General features: G+C 38.7%; 20 protein-coding genes. 3 read left to right on the top strand and 17 right to left on the bottom strand.

Features of this window, described 5'->3' with window-relative positions; translation table 11 throughout:
• The first annotated feature begins 1 nt into the window (after position 1).
• Positions 2-1570, top strand: a complete 1569-nt coding sequence (locus tag Q0K35_RS03170) for an HAD-IIB family hydrolase (protein ID WP_294561226.1) — start codon at positions 2-4, stop codon at positions 1568-1570.
• A 236-nt stretch (positions 1571-1806) separates the two neighbouring features.
• Here the strand turns inward: Q0K35_RS03170 and Q0K35_RS03165 are convergent, their stop codons facing one another.
• From Q0K35_RS03165 to Q0K35_RS03110, 12 genes are all read right to left on the bottom strand, one after another.
• The gene (locus Q0K35_RS03165; protein WP_294561225.1) at positions 1807-2505 is read right to left on the bottom strand and encodes a 6-phosphogluconolactonase; all 699 of its coding nucleotides are present in this window, start codon (positions 2503-2505) and stop codon (positions 1807-1809) included.
• Positions 2506-2512: 7 nt separating this feature from the next.
• Positions 2513-3319 (bottom strand): PTS system mannose/fructose/sorbose family transporter subunit IID, encoded by an 807-nt coding sequence (locus Q0K35_RS03160; RefSeq protein ID WP_294561224.1) that lies wholly within the window; start codon positions 3317-3319, stop codon positions 2513-2515.
• Positions 3300-4076, bottom strand: a complete 777-nt coding sequence (agaC, locus tag Q0K35_RS03155; protein ID WP_294561223.1) for a PTS galactosamine transporter subunit IIC — start codon at positions 4074-4076, stop codon at positions 3300-3302. Before agaC ends, Q0K35_RS03160 begins: the two co-directional genes overlap by 20 nt.
• Before the next feature lie 16 nt (positions 4077-4092).
• The gene (agaB, locus tag Q0K35_RS03150) at positions 4093-4557 is read right to left on the bottom strand and encodes a PTS galactosamine transporter subunit IIB (RefSeq protein ID WP_294561222.1); all 465 of its coding nucleotides are present in this window, start codon (positions 4555-4557) and stop codon (positions 4093-4095) included.
• 15 nt (positions 4558-4572) lie between these two features.
• Positions 4573-5610 (bottom strand): SIS domain-containing protein, encoded by a 1038-nt coding sequence (locus tag Q0K35_RS03145; protein WP_294561221.1) that lies wholly within the window; start codon positions 5608-5610, stop codon positions 4573-4575.
• 13 nt (positions 5611-5623) lie between these two features.
• Positions 5624-6379, bottom strand: a complete 756-nt coding sequence (locus Q0K35_RS03140) for a DeoR/GlpR family DNA-binding transcription regulator (protein ID WP_294561220.1) — start codon at positions 6377-6379, stop codon at positions 5624-5626.
• Positions 6380-6594: 215 nt separating this feature from the next.
• Positions 6595-6918, bottom strand: a complete 324-nt coding sequence (locus tag Q0K35_RS03135; protein ID WP_294561219.1) for a nucleoside triphosphate pyrophosphohydrolase family protein — start codon at positions 6916-6918, stop codon at positions 6595-6597.
• Positions 6905-7825, bottom strand: coding sequence for an FAD-dependent oxidoreductase (locus tag Q0K35_RS03130; RefSeq protein ID WP_294561218.1), 921 nt, complete (start codon positions 7823-7825; stop codon positions 6905-6907). The genes Q0K35_RS03135 and Q0K35_RS03130 overlap by 14 nt, the downstream gene beginning before the upstream one ends.
• A complete protein-coding gene (gene lgt, locus Q0K35_RS03125; protein WP_294561217.1) occupies positions 7795-9282 on the bottom strand; it encodes a prolipoprotein diacylglyceryl transferase in 1488 nt (495 codons plus the stop codon). The genes Q0K35_RS03130 and lgt overlap by 31 nt, the downstream gene beginning before the upstream one ends.
• Positions 9279-10220 carry an HPr(Ser) kinase/phosphatase gene (hprK, locus tag Q0K35_RS03120; RefSeq protein WP_294561216.1) on the bottom strand — a complete coding sequence of 314 codons (942 nt, stop codon included), beginning with the start codon at positions 10218-10220 and terminating at the stop codon, positions 9279-9281. The genes lgt and hprK overlap by 4 nt, the downstream gene beginning before the upstream one ends.
• A 1-nt stretch (position 10221) precedes the next feature.
• Positions 10222-13041 (bottom strand): excinuclease ABC subunit UvrA, encoded by a 2820-nt coding sequence (uvrA, locus tag Q0K35_RS03115; RefSeq protein WP_294561215.1) that lies wholly within the window; start codon positions 13039-13041, stop codon positions 10222-10224.
• 300 nt (positions 13042-13341) lie between these two features.
• Positions 13342-14127, bottom strand: a complete 786-nt coding sequence (locus Q0K35_RS03110; RefSeq protein ID WP_294561214.1) for a histidinol-phosphatase HisJ family protein — start codon at positions 14125-14127, stop codon at positions 13342-13344.
• A gap of 148 nt (positions 14128-14275) precedes the next feature.
• Here Q0K35_RS03110 and Q0K35_RS03105 point away from each other — a divergent pair, with 148 nt between their 5' ends.
• Both Q0K35_RS03105 and Q0K35_RS03100 read left to right on the top strand, forming a co-directional pair.
• Entirely contained in the window at positions 14276-14824 is a 549-nt protein-coding gene (locus Q0K35_RS03105; RefSeq protein WP_294561213.1) for a chromate transporter, read from the top strand.
• Positions 14821-15366 carry a chromate transporter gene (locus tag Q0K35_RS03100; protein WP_294561212.1) on the top strand — a complete coding sequence of 182 codons (546 nt, stop codon included), beginning with the start codon at positions 14821-14823 and terminating at the stop codon, positions 15364-15366. Before Q0K35_RS03105 ends, Q0K35_RS03100 begins: the two co-directional genes overlap by 4 nt.
• Positions 15367-15390: 24 nt before the next feature.
• Here Q0K35_RS03100 and Q0K35_RS03095 read toward each other — a convergent pair whose 3' ends face one another.
• The 5 genes from Q0K35_RS03095 to Q0K35_RS03075 form a co-directional block, all read right to left on the bottom strand.
• The gene (locus tag Q0K35_RS03095; protein ID WP_294561211.1) at positions 15391-17121 is read right to left on the bottom strand and encodes a DUF885 family protein; all 1731 of its coding nucleotides are present in this window, start codon (positions 17119-17121) and stop codon (positions 15391-15393) included.
• 67 nt (positions 17122-17188) lie between these two features.
• Positions 17189-18769, bottom strand: coding sequence for a ribosomal protection-like ABC-F family protein (abc-f, locus tag Q0K35_RS03090; protein WP_294561210.1), 1581 nt, complete (start codon positions 18767-18769; stop codon positions 17189-17191).
• Positions 18766-18960 (bottom strand): hypothetical protein, encoded by a 195-nt coding sequence (locus Q0K35_RS03085; protein ID WP_294561209.1) that lies wholly within the window; start codon positions 18958-18960, stop codon positions 18766-18768. The genes abc-f and Q0K35_RS03085 overlap by 4 nt, the downstream gene beginning before the upstream one ends.
• 130 nt (positions 18961-19090) lie before the next feature.
• The gene (locus Q0K35_RS03080; protein WP_294561208.1) at positions 19091-20026 is read right to left on the bottom strand and encodes an AEC family transporter; all 936 of its coding nucleotides are present in this window, start codon (positions 20024-20026) and stop codon (positions 19091-19093) included.
• Between the two features lie 61 nt (positions 20027-20087).
• Positions 20088-21254 carry an iron-containing alcohol dehydrogenase gene (locus Q0K35_RS03075; protein WP_294561207.1) on the bottom strand — a complete coding sequence of 389 codons (1167 nt, stop codon included), beginning with the start codon at positions 21252-21254 and terminating at the stop codon, positions 20088-20090.
• Positions 21255-21349 lie beyond the last annotated feature (95 nt).

The raw sequence follows: 21349 nt of genomic DNA, 5'->3' as shown, positions 1-21349 counted from the left end.
TATGAAAGACATTAGAGGAATAATATTTGATGTAGATGATACATTATATTCACATAAGCTAAACAGGGTACCTGAACTTACAAAATATACAATAAAAAAATTAAAAGAAAATGGATATATTTTAGGCGTGTGCACGTCACGTTTTCCAAGGGAGTTTTCTTCTTTACCTGAACATATTTTTGATGACTTTGATATGATCATCGCAGGAACAGGATCTATTTATATCAGAAATGGAAAAGTCTTACACATTGAAAAAATTGATGAATCTGATGCAAAGACGTATATAGATTATCTTGATCAGCAAGAGAACCTGTATTATTTATGGACACCTGTGGAAGGTAACCCCCATTTTTCCAGTGAACCGAGTGAAAGAATAAAAAAACATCATTTAGACTGGGACGGTGAATGCCCAACTGTTCAAAAATGGAACGGAGAAACATTATGTAATATTGTCTACTATGACGCAAATGAAAAACAGACACAAGAAATTATTGATCTGGTTGGTGAAAACAGTTTAGAAACCTGGGGTAATAATGGCCATATGAATCCTAAAAATATTGATAAAGCATATGGTATTAAATATTTCAGTAAATATTATGGTTTAGATTTAAATGAAATTCTTTGCTTCGGAGATGGCCAAAATGATATTAGCATGCTTAAGACTGCCGGAATGGGCGTAGCCGTAGGAAATGGCAACGATGAATTAAAAAAATATGCCGATTTTGTTTGTGATCCAATTGAAAATGCCGGCATTTATACTTTCTGTGCAGATCATAACTTAATCGATCCGATTGATTCAACCATATTCTTTTTTGATATTGATGGCACTACTTTTAGAAATGATATTCAGGCATCACCTGAATCCACGATATCCACCATTCATATGTTGAGAAAAAAAGGAAAAAAATGTTGCATCTGTACAAGCAGAAGCAGTGATGAAATGATTCATTTGCCTGAAGATTATCTGAATATGTTTGATGCGATTATCCGTTTGGCCGGCGGACATATAACAATAGATGGCAACGATTTTTATCAAGAAATAAATCATGATGAAGTCTGTCAGGCAGTAAAATATTTGGATAAAAACCATATTCCCTATCGCTTTGTAACTATTGATGAAAAAAGCTACCTTTATAATTCTACTGAGTTTGTACGTGAATTATTTAGATATCAGTATGGCATGGTCCCACCAGAAAAAAAATATGAAAATGAAAAAGTCATTCATCTTCAATATTATCCTTTTGAAGAATCCCAAAATGATGATTTGAATAAAATATTTACAAATTCATTAATAACTCATTTAAAAATTTCTCATGAAGTTACACAGGGAAATATTGATAAGGGAAACGCCATCCTAAAAGTAGCAGAATATTATGGTCATGATCGTGAAAACACTGTGGCTTTTGGCGATGGTGAAAATGATATCACAATGTTAAAAAAGGCTCAAATTGGGATTGCAATGGGTAATGCGTGTCAACAGTGCCTGGATATTGCTGATTATGTAACGGATAGGATTGAAGATGATGGATTATATAATGCTTGTAAACATTTTAAGTGGATCGAATCATAATCACATCGGATTATGGTTCAATTAATATCCTATTTCATCATGTGATTCAAACTTTTCCTCTAACTGGTCTGGTCATGATGCCAGATCTTTTTTAGACTCCCTGCCCTCATCATAAAAATCCAATTATCTGTATATCTTAAAATAAAGGATTGGCTGTTAGAATAGCAGTCAATCCTTTATTTATTTTTATTCACAGTGTTCAGCTTTTTTACTTCAATAGATTTTGTGAGGTCTTTTTAAAACTGATCATCTCTTACAATGACAATCGTATTTGAATGAAGCCATAAAAAGCTTGCAGGAAGCTGAGTTGATATTTTTTCAGTTAAAAATTCCTGATATAATTTTTTCTTACCTTCTCCGCTCATAAGAAGCAATACCTTTTTAGAATCTAAGATATCCTTCATACCAATCGTCATTCCATATTCAATACTATGATTAGCTTTGATCATGGGATGATGCTTTGTAACTTCTGAAATTTGTATCTGATGGGCATGCGCAAATAAATTGGAAGCCGGTTCATTCAAGCCTAAATGACCATTTCTGCCAAATCCCAGCACACATAAATCGATAGGTTTTTTTGACAATTCAGCATTTACTTTATTTACTTCCTCTTCAGGATTGCCATCAGGCAAGAATGAAATAAAACGGTCTTGTAAATGCAGGGGATCTACTACCATAGTACGTATATATTTCTCACAGGATAATTCTGAATCTCTTTCTATTCCTACCCATTCATCAAGCTTTGTAATCGTCATGAAACGTGTATCTATCTGTTGGGCAAGTACTTCCTTAGTGAATAATTCATAAGTTTTTTTAGGGGAATCACCTGAAGCCAGACAAATATTTGTTTTATTATTTTCTTTACATTCATCCAGCATGATTTGAGCGGCTTTAAAGCTTAATTCATCATAATCTTTTACATGTATAAACTTCATAATTCACCTATAATATACCAAAGTATGAGCATGCCAGAACAATGATAAACGTTCCTAAAATCAATAATACCGGCTTGATATTCTTTTTCTTAAGAAGATAATAAAGAATACCTACATAAGTAATTGCCAATAAATTCGGGAAAATCTTATCAAGCATTTCTGTTTGCAAATCTAATGTAATACCTTCATTTAATGGTATGGTAACCGTCAGCTGTAAAGAGATATAAGTAGCAATCAATCCGCCGATGACCATGATTCCGACAATTCCCGCAGCTTTTGAAATCTTGGCGGCATTCTCATTGATCGTTTCGATTGACTTTGTTCCTAACTTATAACCAAAATGAGTTAAAGGAATACGTAAAACTACCAATGCCAAATAGACAAGTGCAAATAAAATCGGTCCGATAATGTTGCCTTCTAGCGCAAATGATGAACAGATACCCGCCATTATCGGCAGAAGAGTAAACCAGAATAAGGCATCACCGATACCGGCTAAAGGTGCATATAAAGCTGTCTTGATTCCTTTAATGATGCCTCTTTCTTCATGAGCTTCTTCTAAAGATAGAAGCAGACCTGTCAGAAAGCCAACGAAATTTGGATGTGTATTGATAAATTCCATATTATCGGCTAAAGCTTCTTTTAAACCTTCTTTATCATTTTTATAAATTTTTCTCAATAAAGGTACTTGTACATATGTAAAACCAGAAGCCATCATTCTCTCATAATTAAAGGTCAGGCATACAAGCGATGATCTTAATCCTAATTTTGTAAGATCTGACTTTGTGATTACTTTATTAGATTCCTTCTTCATCATCGATCTCTCCTTTCACAACGGTATTGTCCTGTCGATAATAATCAATCAACGCCATTCCTACAGCTGTCAGTGCCAATGGCAACAGATTGCTGAATGGAAGGAAGGTTGCGAAAATAAAACCAAAAATCAAATATGGAATCAGCCAGCTCTTCAACATGATCTTGAGCAGCATTGCAAAACCTATCGCAGGCAAAACGCCTCCTAATACTTCAAATCCGTGAGAGAGCCATTCAGGCATCATTCCTACGAGATTTCTCATTACATCCTGTGCTAAATAAGCACATAGGAATACAATGATCGCATACACGATACCCACTAAGATCAATGAACCGATACTTAAAAAATTAAATTTTTTAAAATTCAGCTCTGATAATGATTTATCCATAAGCGGCATCAAAAATGAATATCCAGACCAGAACATCAAAACCACATACTGCATCAAAAAGCTAAATGGCAAAGCCAAAGCTAAAGCTTCGGTTGCTTCAACACCTGTTGAATAAGCCAATACGGGTGCCATGATTCCCGCTAAGATAGGATTTGGCGGCTGTGTACCTCCAGCAGGCGTCAATCCCGCAAAAGCAAGCTCTGCTGCTCCACCACAAACAAGTCCAAGCTGCAAATTACCTAAGATCAATCCTGTCAGTGTTCCACAAATAATAGGTCTGAACCAGAAAAACACTTCCAGATAAAAATCCATTCCAACGATAAAGGCCATGATTGCTAATAGAATCCCTTGAAATAATGTAATCTCATGCATATCTTTTCCCTCCTTTTTACAATACCTTCTTTTCTGAATCCGGAACATCCTGTATATAAAGTTCAACTCCAAATTCTTTTATTTTTTTAAATTGTTCAAGATCATGATCATCAACATAAACTTTTGATGAAATCTTCCGTTTTCCTTCTGAAAAATGCATGTTTCCGACATTTACCTTTGTTATTGGTACATTTCCTTCAAGCAGCCTGACGACATCTTGCGGTGTACGGACGATCAGAAAGATCTTTTGCTTGCTGCTTGCCTTATGAATAATATCAATCGTTTTCTGAATGCTGAAAAAACGAATATCGATGCCGGAAGATTTTGCGGTAATGCCCATCAATTGCTGTTGAAGCGTATCTTTGCTCACAGCATCATCAGCAACCACCAAAAGATTCGCACCTACTGATGAAACCCATGTTACGCCAACCTGGCCATGAACCAGTCGATTATCAATTCTTGTTAACAAAATATTCGGCATTTCTTCATCCTCCTGTCAATAAGTTATATATTTTACTAATTCTTGTGGTTGATCCGGATTATATCCAGATGCTACTGCAAGATAGTAGGCAATAGATTGTAAGATAGCTGTGAAATAGATACCTCTGATTTCTTCACCGAAATCTCCTTTTAATGTAAAGTTCCAGTCTGCTACCTGTTTTTCATCATCAAAGCCACAGCATATGATCGTTGCTCCTTTGTGCTTCGTTTCTGCCGCCATATCAATTTCTAATTGTTCATTATTCAATGAGGTATGACACAAGAACAAATATGTGTTTTTATTTGCACAAACGATAGGTCCATGACGATATTCCAGCGTATGATAGTATGTCGCAATATGCTGTGCCATTTCCTCAACGATATAAGCTCCTTCTATGACACAGCCATATGCAGGCCCACTTCCCAATACGACGATTTCCGGATCGCACATCTGATTCACGATCTTCTTTGTCTTTGTTTCAATATCCGGGTAAAGTGTTTCACACATTGCCAGATAATCCATAACTTCATCAAGAAGCTTTTTTGACCAAAGCTGACCCGCTATCGCAAGAAGCGAGATATAAAGACAATTAAACGAACGTGTCTGACAGATCGAAGTTTCATCTGCCCATGGCAAAGCAATGTTTAGATCGCTCATAGCTGCCATTTGATTATCCTGATATTCACTGAGCGTTAATATTTTAGCTTGTGGATATACTTTTTTTAGATACTCCATGCTGATAAGCAGTTCTTTTGAAGCTCCTGAACGAGTCGGTGTAATAAACAGCGGTCGTTTAAAACGATCTTTCATTTCTTCCAAATGCATTGAAACCTCGGTAGCTTTTAATGCCAGCGAATGTTTCTTAGAAAGTTTTGAGAAAGTTCTCGATGCCGATAAAGATAACCAGTAACTTGATCCACATCCTAAGAAAATGATCTCGCTGATATCTTCAAATACCTTCTCAATGGCATCCTTTCTTCTAATGACTTCATCAACACTTTGCTTCATCTGTTCATAAGATTTATGAATTTCGAAATATGAATAATATTCCATGCTAATCTCCTTTTCAATCAGCCACAATTACTTGAACATGTGCTTTTTTTAGTTCATTCACATAGACATCCTTGATCTTACTGTCAGTAATAAGATAGGTCAGCTCCTTATTGTTAACAGTAATTGCCTTACCTCTTTCTTCAAATTTTGAGCTGTCAAATACTAATGTGACCTGTTTAGCTAAAGCCATACATTCTGAATACATTTGCAACGAGTTCATATCGGAAGTAGTAAAGCCTGTATTGCGAATATATCCCGCAGCCCCGAAAAATAAATGATCACACGCGAATAATTTAGAATTATTATTCGTCAGAACGCCACAAAGCTCCTCTTCATCACGATTATATTCGCCACCAAGCAAGACAAGCTGAATACCTTTAGAGCTTTGAAGCTCTTTAAATACGATCATCGAATTGGTAATGACAGTAAGTTTCATGTGCTTAATATATTTACATATCCGATAAACGGTCGTTCCGCCTAAAAGGATAATCGTTGTATTAGGCTTGATCAGCTCCGCTGCTTTTTTCGCAATGCTTTCCTTTTCTTTCTCACAAACATGATAACGTTTTTGAATTTCAGAAGAATCTTCATCTTCTAAAAATATAGCTCCTCCATGAAATCGCTGAATTTTACCTTGATCTGACATTTTCTGAAGGAATCTGCGACTGCTGCTCTCAGAAATATTGAACTTATCACATAGCTCACCTGTTGTTACTGTTTTCTGAATTTGAATATACTCGAGCATTTTCTTTTGTAAATCTTTTGTCATAATAGATACCGCCTTAAGGTACTTCAATCATATCAGCTCATAAAAGAAGAAGTAAATAATTCATCCAAAGATAGTTGACTGATTTCGGTCAACTTTTATAGTTATTCTATTCAATTTGTTCATTTTTATGATTGTTTATATCATTTTTTGATTATTTCATTAACTTTTCATAAAAAAAGACCATGTATCGCAAGATGCTTTACATAGTCATTTTCTTAATCTCTATCAATTGACTTCTCTTTTTCAAAACCATGAGGATATCGCTTTGCAAGCTTATCAAGATTCATCTGAAAGATGCTCTCCAAATCATAATCAAGCGCATAAGCTGTTTCCGCAAGATACCAGGCTACATCTCCCAGCTCTTTCGCTAAATTTTCCCGATCAAGCTTATGTCCCTGCGCTAGATGCTTTTTGACGATATCGATTGCTTCTCCTGACTCACCACAAAGACCCATGACGCCATTGATCAGGATTTCTGATTTAGAAAGCGATGGATTCAAAGTACGCAGGGCCTTTTTTTGATAATCATTTACCTTCATCATGCTTTTTAATGTAATGGAAGGCACTTTGTGCGGCAATTGCACCATCACCGGCTGCTGTTACGACCTGACGAATCGTTTTCTTACGTACATCACCTGCCGCAAAGATACCATCAGCAGCTGTTGCCATTTCTTCATCTGTGATGATATAGCCATGCTCATCACAAATACCGAGATCCTTTGCATAAGATGTGACCGGATCGGCACCTACATATGGGAATACCGCACTTGTTTCCATGACATATTCCTCATTTGTCAACACATTTTTAACCTTGATGCCATTCACTTTTTTACCGTCATCCAAAATTTCCAAAGGAATGATCTTTTTCATGATCTCAATTTTATCATTGGCATAGGCTTCATCCTGAATATTCTGATCTGCCCGCAGTTCATTTCTTACCAACACATTTACTTTGCTGGCAAATTGCGTTAGATAAGAAGCCTCTTCCAATGCACTATTACCGCCACCGATGACAGTAATCACTTTATTTTTAAAGAATGCACCATCACAAATGGCACAATAGGAAACACCACGGCCAACATTTCTTTCTTCACCCGGAATATTCAGCTTTCGCTCCAAGGTTCCAGTCGCAAGAATCAATGCCTTGCCTGTAATTTTGCTGCCATCTGTACAAATGACGCTCTTTCCTTCTATCCTGCTCACTTCACAAGCAATATATTCAGCTCCTAAATGAGTCGCATGATTCAATAGATTCATAGCCAATGTCGTTCCTTCCATTGACTCAATGCCCGGATAATTTTCGATATGTGCTGTTTTTACCAGCTTTCCTCCCGGTGCATAAGATTCAAGCACCGCTACCGATAAACCACTTCTTGCACCATAGATGGCAGCACTTAGTCCTGCCGGACCTCCGCCTACCACAACAAGGTCGAATTGTCGCTCCATTCTCTTTCCTCCTTTAACAGTTCACAAAACTGTTTCCATTCTGTAATAATTGCGCAAGGATGCAACTTCTCGATTGCCTCTTTCCTTTCCTCGTCAAAAACAACGCCTACTGAGAAAGCTGACATGTTTTTAGCGGCCATGATATCACTTGGAGCATCCCCACAATATATGAGGTCATCATGACCTTTATTTAAAAGGGCGCATCCCTTCAATAAGCCATCCGGATCAGGTTTCGCCTTTTCCATCTGTTCCTTACATACCACAACTTCAAAATAACCATCGATACCGCAATATTTTAATCCATGCTTCACCGTTGCTTCTACCTTATTCGAAACAACACCGATCGGATAACCGTTTTCTTTACAATAGTCCAGCATTTCCACAACTCCCGGCAATACCTTGACCATCTCATCATGATGGGCACTATTATACTCACGATATTCCTGTGCATATTGTTCGATCGTCGCATGATCAGCTTGCGGATAAAGCTCCTTCAAAGTAACCTCCAACGGTGGTCCCGGTAAGTTTTTATATTCCATGGGACTTAATTCTCTTTCTAATGGATGAAGCTCTATCACATGCTTATAGCTGGCTGTTATCAAAGGTATCGTATCAATCAAGGTACCATCTGCATCAAATAAGATGACCGGCTTTTCTTTCTTAAACGGATAAAAGTTCTTAAAGACACGATCATATACACCTAAAAGACCTAAAAGACCAATCACCATCAACGCAACAGAAACAAGCTGAGCCGTCTTTAGTGGCCCTACCATCAGTGAATCTGTCCTGAATCCCTCAATAAAGAAACGAACCATTCCTTCCCACATAAAATAAGCATACATGAGATCACCACGTTTTTTTCGTCCATAGCGGTTAAAAACAAAACGAATCAAGATATATCCGATCAGATTGCCAATCCCTTCATAAAGAAAGGTAGGCATTCGATATGCTCCATTGATATACATGCCTTCTTTGATAAAATCAGGAAGCCAGTTCAAGCTTTCAGCACTTACGATCGGACCAAAGGCTTCTTGATTCACAAAATTGCCCCATCTGCCGATCATTTGCCCGATCAGGACGTTCGGAAATATCGCATCGCCAAAACGCAGAAGATGAATCTTATTTTTCCGGCAATAATAAATCGAAAATATGACAGCAGCGGCTACACCGCCATGAAAGGCAAGACCGCCCTCCCAAATATATAATATTGAAATCGGATCACTGATATAACGTTTCCACTCAAACGCACAATACCAAAGACGTGACCCGATATAAGCAATCGGCAAAAGATAGAAAAGGAAATCCTCAATTTTATCTTTATCCACCTTCATCTTCAATAACGTATGACGTGACAGATAATATGCAACGATAAATCCCAGAATGCTTAACAGTGCATACCATGTGATTGACAGCGGACCTATTTCAAGAAAGATCTGTCTTGTTGGAAAAAAGCTCATGATTCATTTCCTCCGTTCTTATTCATCTCAATATAGCGAAGAATCCTTTCCTCAAACTCTTTAGCGCTATCCTGTCCCATACTGCTGAGCAGATAGTTCGTCACCGCTGACTCGATGATCGCCGCCATCGAACGTCCCTCTTTGACCGGAAGCTCCAGCTTTGGAATAGAAACACCCAAAATATCCTTAAATTTCTTTTTTTCTATACCGACCCGGTCATAATCTTTTTCAACCTGCCAAGGCTCTAAATGAATATTCAGATCTATCTTCGTCTTATCTAATACGCTGCTGATACCAAACATCTTGGATACATTGATGATTCCTACACCACGTATTTCCAGCATTTCCTTTAAGACCTCTGGTGACTGGCCGATAATTTCCTGATGGATCAAAAAACAATCCACCCGATCATCCGCAATCAGCAAATGACCCCTTTTGATTAATTCAAGCGCTATTTCGCTTTTTCCCATACCGCTCTCTCCTGTAAGCAGTACGCCTTTTCCATATATTTGTACCAAAACCCCGTGAAGTGATGTCATAGGAGCCATCTTCTCATCCAGAAAGGTAACCGCATCAATGACGACACGATATGTTTCTTCCTTCGTACACAGCACCGGAAATTTTTTCCGCTGCGCTATTTCACGCAAAAGATCCGGACACTGTGCACCATGAGTAATGATGATACAAGGCGTTTCATCCTGGGTCAGATACTCAAAGCTCGTATATTGGGCCTCATGGCTCATTCCCTGGATATAACCCATTTCCTTATTACCTAAAATAACGATCCGCTCACGTTGGGAATGAAGATAATAGCCCGTCAGCTCCAGCCCGGGACGATTGGTATCCGCAACAACGATCTCTCTTTGCAAAGAGAGCTCATCACCGGTTACTTGAATGTAATTCAAATGCTCTTTTAAATCTTTTACAGTAACGCCCATCTTATCCCTCCATGACTTTCTTCAGATACTGGCCTGTATAGCTTTTCTCGCAGGCCATGACTTCATCAACGCTTCCGCTGACGACCAGCTGGCCGCCTTCGTCGCCGCCCTCCGGACCGAGATCAATAATGTAATCCGCACATTTGATGACATCCAGATTATGTTCGATAACAACGACCGTATCGCCATTATCAACGATACGCATCAATACTTCCATCAATTTTTTCACATCATGTGTATGCAGACCGGTCGTCGGCTCATCCAGTACAAACAACGTCTTGCCGGTCGCCTTCCGCTGAAGCTCGCTCGCCAGCTTGACACGCTGTGCTTCACCGCCCGAAAGCGTCGTTGCGCTCTGTCCCAGCTTGACATAACCTAGCCCGACATCCTGCAGCGTTTGCAGACGATGAGCGATCTTTGGAACATTTTTGAAAAATTCGACACTTTCCTCAACGCTCATCTCCAATACATCATAAATGTTTTTTCCCTTATATGTAACAGCCAGTGTTTCTTCGTTGTAACGCTTTCCCTCACACACATCACAAGGAACATAGACATCAGGAAGAAAATGCATCGAAATCCTTAAGATACCATCTCCCTGACAGGCCTCACAGCGGCCACCCTTGACATTAAAAGAAAATCTTCCTTTATCATAGCCACGCATCTTCGCATCATTGGTCTGTGCAAACAATTCACGAATATCATCAAATACACCAGTATAAGTGGCCGGATTGGAACGCGGCGTACGACCGATCGGATCCTGTGAAATATCAATGATCTTATCAATGTTTTTCAAACCTTTGATCTTCTTACATGCACCGGGTTCAACACGTGTTCTTCCCAATGCCGCCTGAACACCCTTTGTTAAGACTTCATTGACCAGTGAGCTCTTTCCGCTGCCACTCACCCCGGTAACGACACAAAGCGTACCCAAAGGTATCTTCACATCAATATTCTTCAGATTATTTTGTGTAGCACCTACGATCTCCAAATATTTTCCATTGCCTTTGCGACGTTTTTCAGGAATCGGGATTGACCATCGCTTGGAAAGATAATTACCGGTGATCGAATTCTCATTCTGCATGATTTCCTGAGGTGTACCACAAGCAACCAATTGACCGCCATGAACACCGGCATAAGGTCCGATATCAATGATATAGTCACTTTCCATCATCGTTTCTTCATCATGTTCTACCACGATCAATGAATTTCCTAAATCACGCATGGCCTTCAGCGACTCGATCAAGCGTGCATTATCTCTTTGATGCAGACCAATGCTCGGTTCATCCAAAACATAAAGGACGCCCGACAGATGACTTCCGATCTGAGTTGCCAGGCGAATACGCTGTGCTTCACCACCTGAAAGCGTTCCGGCCAGACGATCCAGCGTCAGGTAATTCAAGCCGACATTGCTTAAAAACTGGCAGCGTTCCCGGATTTCCTTTAAGATCAGCTTGCTGATTTCCTGCTGCTTCGGAGTCAGCTCCAAATGATCCATAAATTCCAAGGCCTGCTTGATCGACATCTGGGTCCATTCATAAATATTCTTGCCACCGACCCGGACGCTCAGCGCCTGACGGTTCAGACGTTTGCCGCCACAGGTCGGACATGTAGATTCACTTAAAAAACTGCCATACCACTCTCTTGAAAACGAAGACGTCGTTTCCGCATATCTTCTTTCGATCAATTTACAAACACCTTCAATATACTCGGTTTTATTGTAGCTGTTGCCATTTTTAGAAGTGATCGTATAAGAAATCGGTTCATCAGCACCTTCACAAATGATCCTCATTTCCCTTTTGGTCATCTGATTCAACGGCTTATCGATATCAATATGATAATGATCCAGCAAGGCCTTAAATCTCAGCCATTCAATATTCTCTTTCACAATGATGTTTTTATAGTAAGCAATACCTCCCTGACGAATCGTCTTCGTCTTATCAGGCATCAGATAATTCAGATTTACCTTTTGAGTAATACCTAATCCCTTACAAGTTTCACAAGCTCCCAAAGGGGCATTAAACGAGAAAAGACGTGGCTCCAATGTAGGCACGCTGAATCCGCATATCTTACAGCTGAAATTCTCAGAAAAAAGGATCTCTTCATTGTTGTAGCACACTAATGCCATCCCTTTTCCAAGCTTCAATGCATTTTCCAAAGAATCATTCAGACGTGAACGATCATCAGACTTCACGATACGATCTACCACGACATCGATCGTATGCTTGATATTCTTATCCAAAAGCTGGACATCTTCAATATATTTGATTTCGCCATCAACACGAACACGCACATATCCCTCAGAACGCAGCGACTCTAAAAGTTCCTTATGCGTTCCTTTCTTATTCCTAACTACCGGCGCACAGATCATGATCCTTGTCTTATCTTCGATTTCCATGATACGGTCCACCATCTGCTTGATCGTCTGTCCCTCGATCGGCTCATTGTGATCCGGACAATATGGAACACCGATACGTGCATACAAAAGACGCAGATAATCATAGATCTCCGTTACCGTTCCTACCGTACTTCGCGGATTGTTATGCGTCGTCTTCTGATCAATTGAAATAGCCGGCGACAATCCTTCAATACTATCAACATCCGGTTTTTCACTATTACCTAAAAACTGACGGGCATAAGCACTTAAGCTTTCCATATATCTGCGCTGTCCTTCAGCATAGATCGTATCAAAAGCAAGCGACGTCTTGCCGCTGCCGCTGACACCTGTCATGATCACAAACTTATTACGCGGAATCTCAACATCTATATTTTTCAGATTATTCTCTCTGGCACCCTTTATAACGATCTTATCATTTGACATAGCTTCCTCCAAATTCCTTCTTATTATACCCCAGTTTATCCGGCATTGAAATAAATTTGATTCACGATCAAAGCGTTCATACCGAAACAAATTTACTGAAAGCTCACAAGAAACATCATTATTATATCATAATTACGATATAATAATATATTTATTTATATAAAATATCATTTTAATGCAGTTTATGATATGATATCGGCAAAAATCACATATTCATCAAAATCATATCAGCCATCACCCTCACCAACGATTCCTTAACATTTCTAAGCTGCAATATAAACAAATCAAAAACATCCATTCTCATAACGGATGAAAGATCGGCTTCATCTTCTCGAATGTCGCAAACTCCTTAAAACCTATTTCCCTGACAATCTCTTTAACCTCTTCAATTTTAAAACCAACATGCTCTTCTTTATGCGTATCACTGCCAAAAGTCAGGATCCTGCCACCTAAATCATGATACATCTGCAAGATTTTTTTAGAAGGTGTCAAATCAGAAAGATGATATCTGAAACATGAAGTATTCACTTCAATGCCTTTGCCATCCGCAATCGCTTTTTTTAATATCGCCATCAAAATCTCTTCGACCTGATCATCGTCATATTCCCCATAAGGATCATCCCGCTTGATCGCATCCAGATGTCCCAAAACGCTGTAATCCTTATATAACTGCATACATTGGTAAATTTCCTGATAATAAGCTTCATTGATCTCCTTCTGGCTCTTACCCTTTTGAAACTGCTGATTCCAAAATTCAAGATCCTGTATCTGATGACAGGACAGAAGGATAAAATCAAAATCATAGTCATCAAAATCCTTTTGGAAAAGTGATACGGTATGTGTCTGTACACCACACTCAGCTCCCCATTTTAAAACGATTTGATCCTGATACTTGCTGCGGCATTCCTCATATTTCAAACGGTATTCACGTAAAGGACAATCCTGATGCGCCTGAATATTGTGATCGACATGATCTGTAAAACAAATTTCCCGGATTCCTTTTTTAATGGCACAACGGATCTCATCTTCCATATCAAACTGTGAATCCGGGCTAAATGAAGTATGCATATGATAATCTGCAAGCATATCGATTCCTCCTATTTGTACATTTTATACTCAATATCAGCACTTTTCAATTCAATCATTTTTATTTTTCATATGATTTGCATATCTTTTACACCTTCACTGTTTATTATTATCATAAGGAGTGGTATGATACTGAAATGGAGGACATATGAAGAAAAAATATATTTTATTCAAGTTGTTTTATTCAACCTTATATCTAAGCGCCTTTACCTTTGGAGGGGGCTATGTCATCGTGACCCTCATGAAGCAGAAATTTGTGGATGAACTGCATTGGATCGAAGAAAATGAAATGCTTGATCTGGTGGCCATTGCCCAAAGTGCTCCCGGACCCATCGCTATCAACGGTGCTATTTCTGTCGGCTATAAGATTGCCGGCTTTCAGGGAGCCGCCGTTGCTGTTTTAGGCTGTGCCTTACCACCGCTGATCATTCTATCAATCATTTCTTTTTTCTATCAGATGTTCATCGAAAACCAGCTGATACAATTGATGCTCTTTGGTATGCAGGCCGGTGTCGGGGCTCTCATTGCCAGTGTCGTGATCGACATGATCCTAGGAATGGAGAAAACAACTCTTTCTTATGTGATCCTGATCTTAGCTTTTATCGCTAATTACTTTTTTGATATAAATGTCGCCTATATCATCCTCTTCTGTATCCTGTTAGGCCTCATACTTAGCAGAAAGGAGAAAAAAGCATGATCTATCTGCAACTGATCCTCAGCTTTCTTCAGGTAGGACTGTTTTCCTTTGGCGGTGGTTATGCTTCAATCGCCCTGATCGAAGAACAAGTCGTTTCTGCCCATCATTGGTTAAGCTTACAGGAATTTAACGATCTGATCACCATATCACAGATGACGCCCGGCCCGGTAGCACTCAATTCCGCTACCTTTGTCGGCACCAAAATCGCCGGTATCCCGGGTGCTATCATCGCAACAGCCGCCTGCATCCTGCCAAGCTGCATCATCGTAGGTCTGATCTCTTATTTCTATTTCAAATATAAGAATCTTTCAATCATCCAGACGATCCTCAAAACACTGCGTCCTGCTGTTATCGCTTTAATTGCCTGTGCCGGTCTTTTGATGATCACCTCCAGCTTCTTCCCTGACGGGACAACATTTAAAATCACTTCCCTTATTAATTTTTGTCTTGCCTTATTCCTTTTGCGGAAATTTAAGTGGAATCCGATCCTTGTCATGCTCATCAGCGGATTATTTGAAGTCGGCACTTATTATCTTCTCTAATATAAAAGCCTCATTCCGAGGCTTTTATTTACTATTTTCAATATATTCATCAATTTCCTGTTCGATAATTTCAAAATGAACCGTACCGGCATCCAGCAGTGCCTGGTTAAATGAAAGAACATCAAAGTTATCCCCTAAAGCATCTTCTGCCTTTTCCCTTAAAGCATAGACCTCATACGTTCCCAAAGAATAAGGCGCATACATCGCCGGCCGCAACACAGCATCCTCATAAAGATCCTGCGCAATATCAGATACCAAACCTATGCTATCTAAATAATCAGCAATATCATCACTCTGCCAACCGTTATAATTTACCTGCAAACCGATATATTCATTCAACATTCGATTTAGATAACTATATAAACGCATGTATTCCTGAAAATCTTCAGAACCGATATGACCGATCCGATAAGCATCCATGCCCACATATTCGGCCCATCCTTCACTGCTTCCCAAATTATCCAACAGATAATAAATTTTAGGCTGCCCATTCTGTACAGCATAATTATTCTGATAAAGATGTCCTGGGAATCCTTCATGTGCCAAGGTTGAAAATAAATCAACCAGATCCGTATTTGAAGGATTTACTTTAATGACATTTTGATCCGGTGCATCGATCGGCGGTATGACATAATAAGCCGACACAAGATTATTTGCGACAGAAGCATCCAAATAATCTACACGATATTCTACCTGTTCGATCGCCGGGAATTCCTCATCTAAACAACCCTCCAGATAATGTACGAGATCCACCGCATTATCGGCAGGCAATTCCACATTTTCTAATTCCGCATCAATATCCGTACGAAACATGATATTGATCCAGTTGTAGATCGTATCCTCTATTTCTTCTTCAACGATTTTGATCCACTCATCAACGCTGCGCTCTTTACCTACCTGTGTTTTCAAAAGATATTCAAAATATGCTTTGCCTGTTTCTCTTTCTGCCAATGACCCCTGATTCTCAGCTTCCGGAAGCTGTTCATATAAGGTGATGATATTTTCATAAGCCGGCTTTACATCATTAGCGACAGCTTCTGCCACCTGGGCTTCATAATCGCTCTTCTGCGCTTCGCTCAACTCTTCCAGCTGCATTACTTCATCATGAAAATACTTTTCGATTTCTTCACTTTCTAAAAAGTTCCTGCATTGTTCAAGGATCGCTTCCTTTTCACTTTCTTTCTGGATATAGCCTTCATCCGCCATCTGTTGAGTTGCTTCAATGCCTTCGCCGATATAACGATCGACATCTTCCAATAAAACGATAAAATCCTCAACATCTTCCTCGTTCGAAATACGATATTCCGTCAGATTCGTAATCAGGTTATCATTGACCTTATTTTCACCAAAACAGAATCCATATTCCATATAATAATTTTCATATTCAACATTATATTCCAATTGAATTTCCAATAAGCGATAAATTTTCTGCTGGTCATCCGTCAGCTTTTCCTTCTCAAATTCATGAAGCTTATCCAGATCATCTTTTGAATCCTCAATCGACTGCTTCGTGGATTCCAATGTCAAGCTTCCCCAATCAACCTCAGGCTTTTCATATCCGCCTGCTTCAGGATCTGCCAGCATATAATGAAAAGTCAGAAAATCAGCCTCGATCTCATCTTTGAACAGCTCATCAAGATATGAATCAAACTGGGCCTGTACCTCAGGATCTTCTTTATTTTCTTCTGTCCTGTTGCATGCGAAAAGCGTTACGCTCGTACACAACACCAAAATAATTTGTAGTAATTTTTTCATACGTCACCTCACTTTTTTATTATACATAATCATAGTAAAAAAAGTAAGGTCCTTTTATTTGAAATAACTACCTTTCCAAGTCACTCAATTTTCCATGTGCAAGCATGAGCTGTCTTTTAGTCAATCGGTTGATCAGGTAACGATCATGGGAAACGATCAGCAATGTACCCTTAAATTCTTCAAGAATAGTTTCAATGATCTCAATGCTCGAAAAATCCAAATGGTTCGTAGGCTCATCAAAAATAATAAAATTAACATGATGAGCCAATATCAGTGCCAGCTTCAACCGTACCCTTTCACCACCGCTGAGATTTTGAAGCCTTTTTACCATATCCTCAGCATCAAAACCAAATTTATGTAAATAACGCCGTGCCTGTTCCTCATGCATAGCTGCTTCATAACAAAAATGATTCAAAAGACGCTGTTTTTCATCATCAAAACGGATGATTTGCGGCAAATATCCGATATCAACATCATTTCCCAATCGAATACTCCCTTCATCCGCTTGCAGATGTCCCATCAGAATACGTATCAATGTACTCTTGCCACTGCCATTACTGCCACACAAAGCAATTCTATCCTGCCAGTAAACAGAAAGATCAACATGTTCCAAAAGCATATGATCGCCATACCTTTTACATAAATCTTCAATGACCAAAACCTCTTTGCTGCTTCTTTGACATGCCGGCAATGCAATCTTCATTTTCCGATTTGCATGCTTTGGGTCTTGCAGTCTTTCAATCTGCGACAGCTTTTTTTCCAATTGCTTTGCCTTCTTATAAAAGCTTTCATTATCCCCTTCATACGCCCATTGGCGATAGCGCCGTATGGCATTCTTCAATTTCAAAATCTGCTTCTGCTGTTCTTCATAATCATGCTTCAGACGTTCAAAACGCAAAGCTTTTTCTTTTTTATAGTCATCATAATTTCCCAAATACATTATCATTTCACCATGCTCGATCTCATAGATCTTCGATATCGTATGATTCAGGAAAAGACGGTCATGGGAAACGATGACCACTGTTTTTCGAAGCAAACTGATATATTTCTCCAGCCACTCGATTCCTGCCACATCTAAATGATTCGTCGGTTCATCCAACAATAATACATCTGATTCTTGGATAAGCAGGTAAGCTAAATTGACACGCATCTTCTCTCCACCGCTCAATACGTTATAATCATGGTCAATAAGATGGGCAATCCGTAGCCCCTGTGCCATCTGATCCACCTTGTAAAGCAGATCATAGCCGCCAGCCATCTCAAAGTTTGCGCATAAATTGCCATATTTTTTCAATAAATCATCTAAAAGCAGGGCATTATCAGGATCGGAAATTTTCATTTCCATGCGATGCATCTGATCCTTCATTTCCAAAAGATCACGGCGGCTGCTCATCAAATAATCATGAACGCTTCCCTCATAATCTTTAAAATTCTGTTCCAAATAACCGATCTTTGTATGTTTTGTTATGATGATCTGACCTTGCTGATATTTCTCTTTTCCGGCTAATAGTTTAAGAAACGTACTTTTTCCACATCCGTTTTCTCCTACGATTCCTATATGTTCACCATCATTTATTTTTAACGTGATATCATCCAATAAGATATCATCACTATATTTTTTAGTTATTCCATTAATATGTATCGTCATTTACTTTCTCCTCCCATATGAAGCGGGAAAAAGAAAAAGTCCGGCAGAGCCGGACTCATATCATACATATGACAAAAGTACAATTCTGCTTTATCTGTTTTCCCGCATTTTGGACGCACTCGTCCCATCAGAAAGGAAAACAGTGAAAACAATGGTACGACAAAAAGCGTCCTGTTTCTTGATACGATCATAAATCTTTGTCATACCTAACATTGTCCTTCGCCTCCTTTAATGTTATGCAGCCATAACATTCATCCTCATTATTTATACCATATCTTTCATTGACATGCAAGATTCATAGAATTTTCATTACCCGTTTATCTATACAACAAACGATACGATCAGCACATAAGCAATAAGCGTCACAATCATATAAAGTGAAAGGTAGGTTGATAAAAAGCTCTCATCCGTTTCATCCTTAAATAAGGGCTGTACTTGAAGCTGATTTGCAAAACCTGTCGGACATGAAAAATATACCAAAACAGCTATCATAAAATATCTATTTTCCATCAAATGAGGAAATAAGAAGAAAATACCCAAGACGATCATAACGCTTGTCACGATACGAATAAGAGATAATCGTAAGATAGGCATCAGCATTGAAAATTTTAAGCTTAGCTCATACCCCATTGAAAATAAAATCAATCCTGTCAAAGAAACGGTCGCCATCGAAACCGTATCTGTATAAATCGTTAAGACATTGATTTTATCCAATAATGAATATACACCCATGAAGTTTAATATAAGACCGAAAACCAGTGCCAAGACAAAGGAATTTGTTAATATTTTCTTTATAATTTCTGATGAAGAAGCGTTTTTGGCTGACTCTTTTGATACAAGTATCGGAATCAGCACAAAGCCAATGATGATACCGGCCATATCAAAAGTGATCGTATTGATGGCATATCCCTCACCTACGATTGATGTATATAGAGGCAAAGCTACACTGCCGCCTTCCACTGTCCATAACATATAGGGTACTATTTTGGAATAGCGTTCACTGATCCATTTGCTGCATAATTTACCTATCACAAAAGCAGCACACCATGCCAATAATGCATATAAAATCACTAAAAACAATGATGGCTGGATATCAGAGGTAAAAATTGCATTAAATACGACGATAGGCAAAACAATACTGAATAATACCTTCTTTACCCCTTCTTTTTGATCAGGACTGATCCAATGATACCTTCTCGATAAAAATCCCAGTAAAAGCATAAAAAATACAGGGATTATAGTTTCCAACACTTTCATGACATACCTCCTTTTTAAATAATATGGGGCACCCTCACATCAGGAAACCCCATTGATTCATTTACAGACTATCTTTATAAATCTGTATCAGTTCTTCTTTGCTGAGCTTGTGATATCCGGCATCATTGATCGGTGTATTATCAGCTAACTCTTCGATCATATCCTCGCTGATGCCTACCTCTTTGATGCTCATCGCAACGCCTAATTCAATCATCCAATCTTTTAAACGATTTAAACCTTCCTCAGCAACTTGCTCATTTGTTTTATTGCCTGGATCAACACCCCAGACATTTACGGCAAACCGAGCAAATTTAGGCGGATAATATTTAGCCATCAAACGATAATATGGAATGGAAATACATGATAATGTCATCCCATGAGTAGCATCCGTAAAAGCAGCAATTGCCTGACCCATCATATGGACCTCCCAATCACCTGTTTTTCCCATCGCAATCAAATTATTCAAGGCCCATGTGGCCGCCCACATCAGATTCGAACGTGCTTCATAATTTGTAAGATCACCCTTAGCAACCTTTGCATTTCGAATTACTGATCGCATCAGACCTTCTGCGATATCATCTGATACATTATCATCTTCATTGGAAAAATATTGTTCCATGATATGTGACATGATATCAAAAGTACCGGAAGCAAACTGATAATAAGATACAGAATATGTATATTCCGGATTCATGATCGCAAACTTAGGATAGGCATCCTTTCCAAATTTGTAACCGATCTTTTGTTTCGTTTCATGATTGGTTATCGTACCATTATCATTCATTTCTGAACCAGTGCCCACCATCGTTAAGATACAGCCAACCGGAATCACTTGATTCGTACACTCTTCCCTTCCAATATAAAACTTCTCCCAAGGATCACCGTTACAGTAAGCACTGCCGGCAACGGCCTTAGCATAATCAATTACCGATCCGCCACCCACAGCCAACAGCAAATCCGTCTCATTCTCTTTGACAACTTCAATACCTTCATAAACCTTCTGAATCGTAGGATTCGGCATGACACCGCTTATCTCACTAATTGATTTACCCGCCTGTTTCAAAATTGCAACGACTTCATCATACAAACCTATTTTTTTAATAGAATTTTTGCCATAGACCAGAGTTACATTTTGTCCATAGTTTTTTAATTCCGGTAACAGATGTTGAATCGCTTCTTTACCAAAATATATTTTCGTTGGATTAAAATATTCAAAATTACCTAACATAATTGCTCCCTTCTATTCTAAATAGAGGATGATCTTCATATCATCATTTAAATTAATAGACATTAAAACCCAATTCCTTTAATTGCTTTTCATAA

Origin of the sequence: uncultured Traorella sp. (genome assembly GCF_944327115.1) — a bacterium.
In the GTDB taxonomy this organism is placed as follows: domain Bacteria; phylum Bacillota_I; class Bacilli_A; order Erysipelotrichales; family Erysipelotrichaceae; genus Traorella.
Note: the sequence above shows the minus strand (reverse complement) of the source record. Positions and strands in the feature narration are given on the sequence as shown.

Excerpts from the sequence above, each read along its gene's own strand:
- Q0K35_RS03170 (WP_294561226.1), top strand. The coding sequence starts at position 2 with ATGAAAGACATTAGAGGAATAATATTTGATGTAGATGATACATTATAT.
- Q0K35_RS03165 (WP_294561225.1), bottom strand. The coding sequence starts at position 2,505 with ATGAAGTTTATACATGTAAAAGATTATGATGAATTAAGCTTTAAAGCC.
- Q0K35_RS03160 (WP_294561224.1), bottom strand. The coding sequence starts at position 3,319 with ATGATGAAGAAGGAATCTAATAAAGTAATCACAAAGTCAGATCTTACA.
- agaC (WP_294561223.1), bottom strand. The coding sequence starts at position 4,076 with ATGCATGAGATTACATTATTTCAAGGGATTCTATTAGCAATCATGGCC.
- agaB (WP_294561222.1), bottom strand. The coding sequence starts at position 4,557 with ATGCCGAATATTTTGTTAACAAGAATTGATAATCGACTGGTTCATGGC.
- Q0K35_RS03145 (WP_294561221.1), bottom strand. The coding sequence starts at position 5,610 with ATGGAATATTATTCATATTTCGAAATTCATAAATCTTATGAACAGATG.
- Q0K35_RS03140 (WP_294561220.1), bottom strand. The coding sequence starts at position 6,379 with ATGACAAAAGATTTACAAAAGAAAATGCTCGAGTATATTCAAATTCAG.
- Q0K35_RS03135 (WP_294561219.1), bottom strand. The coding sequence starts at position 6,918 with ATGAAGGTAAATGATTATCAAAAAAAGGCCCTGCGTACTTTGAATCCA.
- Q0K35_RS03130 (WP_294561218.1), bottom strand. The coding sequence starts at position 7,825 with ATGGAGCGACAATTCGACCTTGTTGTGGTAGGCGGAGGTCCGGCAGGA.
- lgt (WP_294561217.1), bottom strand. The coding sequence starts at position 9,282 with ATGAGCTTTTTTCCAACAAGACAGATCTTTCTTGAAATAGGTCCGCTG.
- hprK (WP_294561216.1), bottom strand. The coding sequence starts at position 10,220 with ATGGGCGTTACTGTAAAAGATTTAAAAGAGCATTTGAATTACATTCAA.
- uvrA (WP_294561215.1), bottom strand. The coding sequence starts at position 13,041 with ATGTCAAATGATAAGATCGTTATAAAGGGTGCCAGAGAGAATAATCTG.
- Q0K35_RS03110 (WP_294561214.1), bottom strand. The coding sequence starts at position 14,127 with ATGCTTGCAGATTATCATATGCATACTTCATTTAGCCCGGATTCACAG.
- Q0K35_RS03105 (WP_294561213.1), top strand. The coding sequence starts at position 14,276 with ATGAAGAAAAAATATATTTTATTCAAGTTGTTTTATTCAACCTTATAT.
- Q0K35_RS03100 (WP_294561212.1), top strand. The coding sequence starts at position 14,821 with ATGATCTATCTGCAACTGATCCTCAGCTTTCTTCAGGTAGGACTGTTT.
- Q0K35_RS03095 (WP_294561211.1), bottom strand. The coding sequence starts at position 17,121 with ATGAAAAAATTACTACAAATTATTTTGGTGTTGTGTACGAGCGTAACG.
- abc-f (WP_294561210.1), bottom strand. The coding sequence starts at position 18,769 with ATGACGATACATATTAATGGAATAACTAAAAAATATAGTGATGATATC.
- Q0K35_RS03085 (WP_294561209.1), bottom strand. The coding sequence starts at position 18,960 with ATGATCGTATCAAGAAACAGGACGCTTTTTGTCGTACCATTGTTTTCA.
- Q0K35_RS03080 (WP_294561208.1), bottom strand. The coding sequence starts at position 20,026 with ATGAAAGTGTTGGAAACTATAATCCCTGTATTTTTTATGCTTTTACTG.
- Q0K35_RS03075 (WP_294561207.1), bottom strand. The coding sequence starts at position 21,254 with ATGTTAGGTAATTTTGAATATTTTAATCCAACGAAAATATATTTTGGT.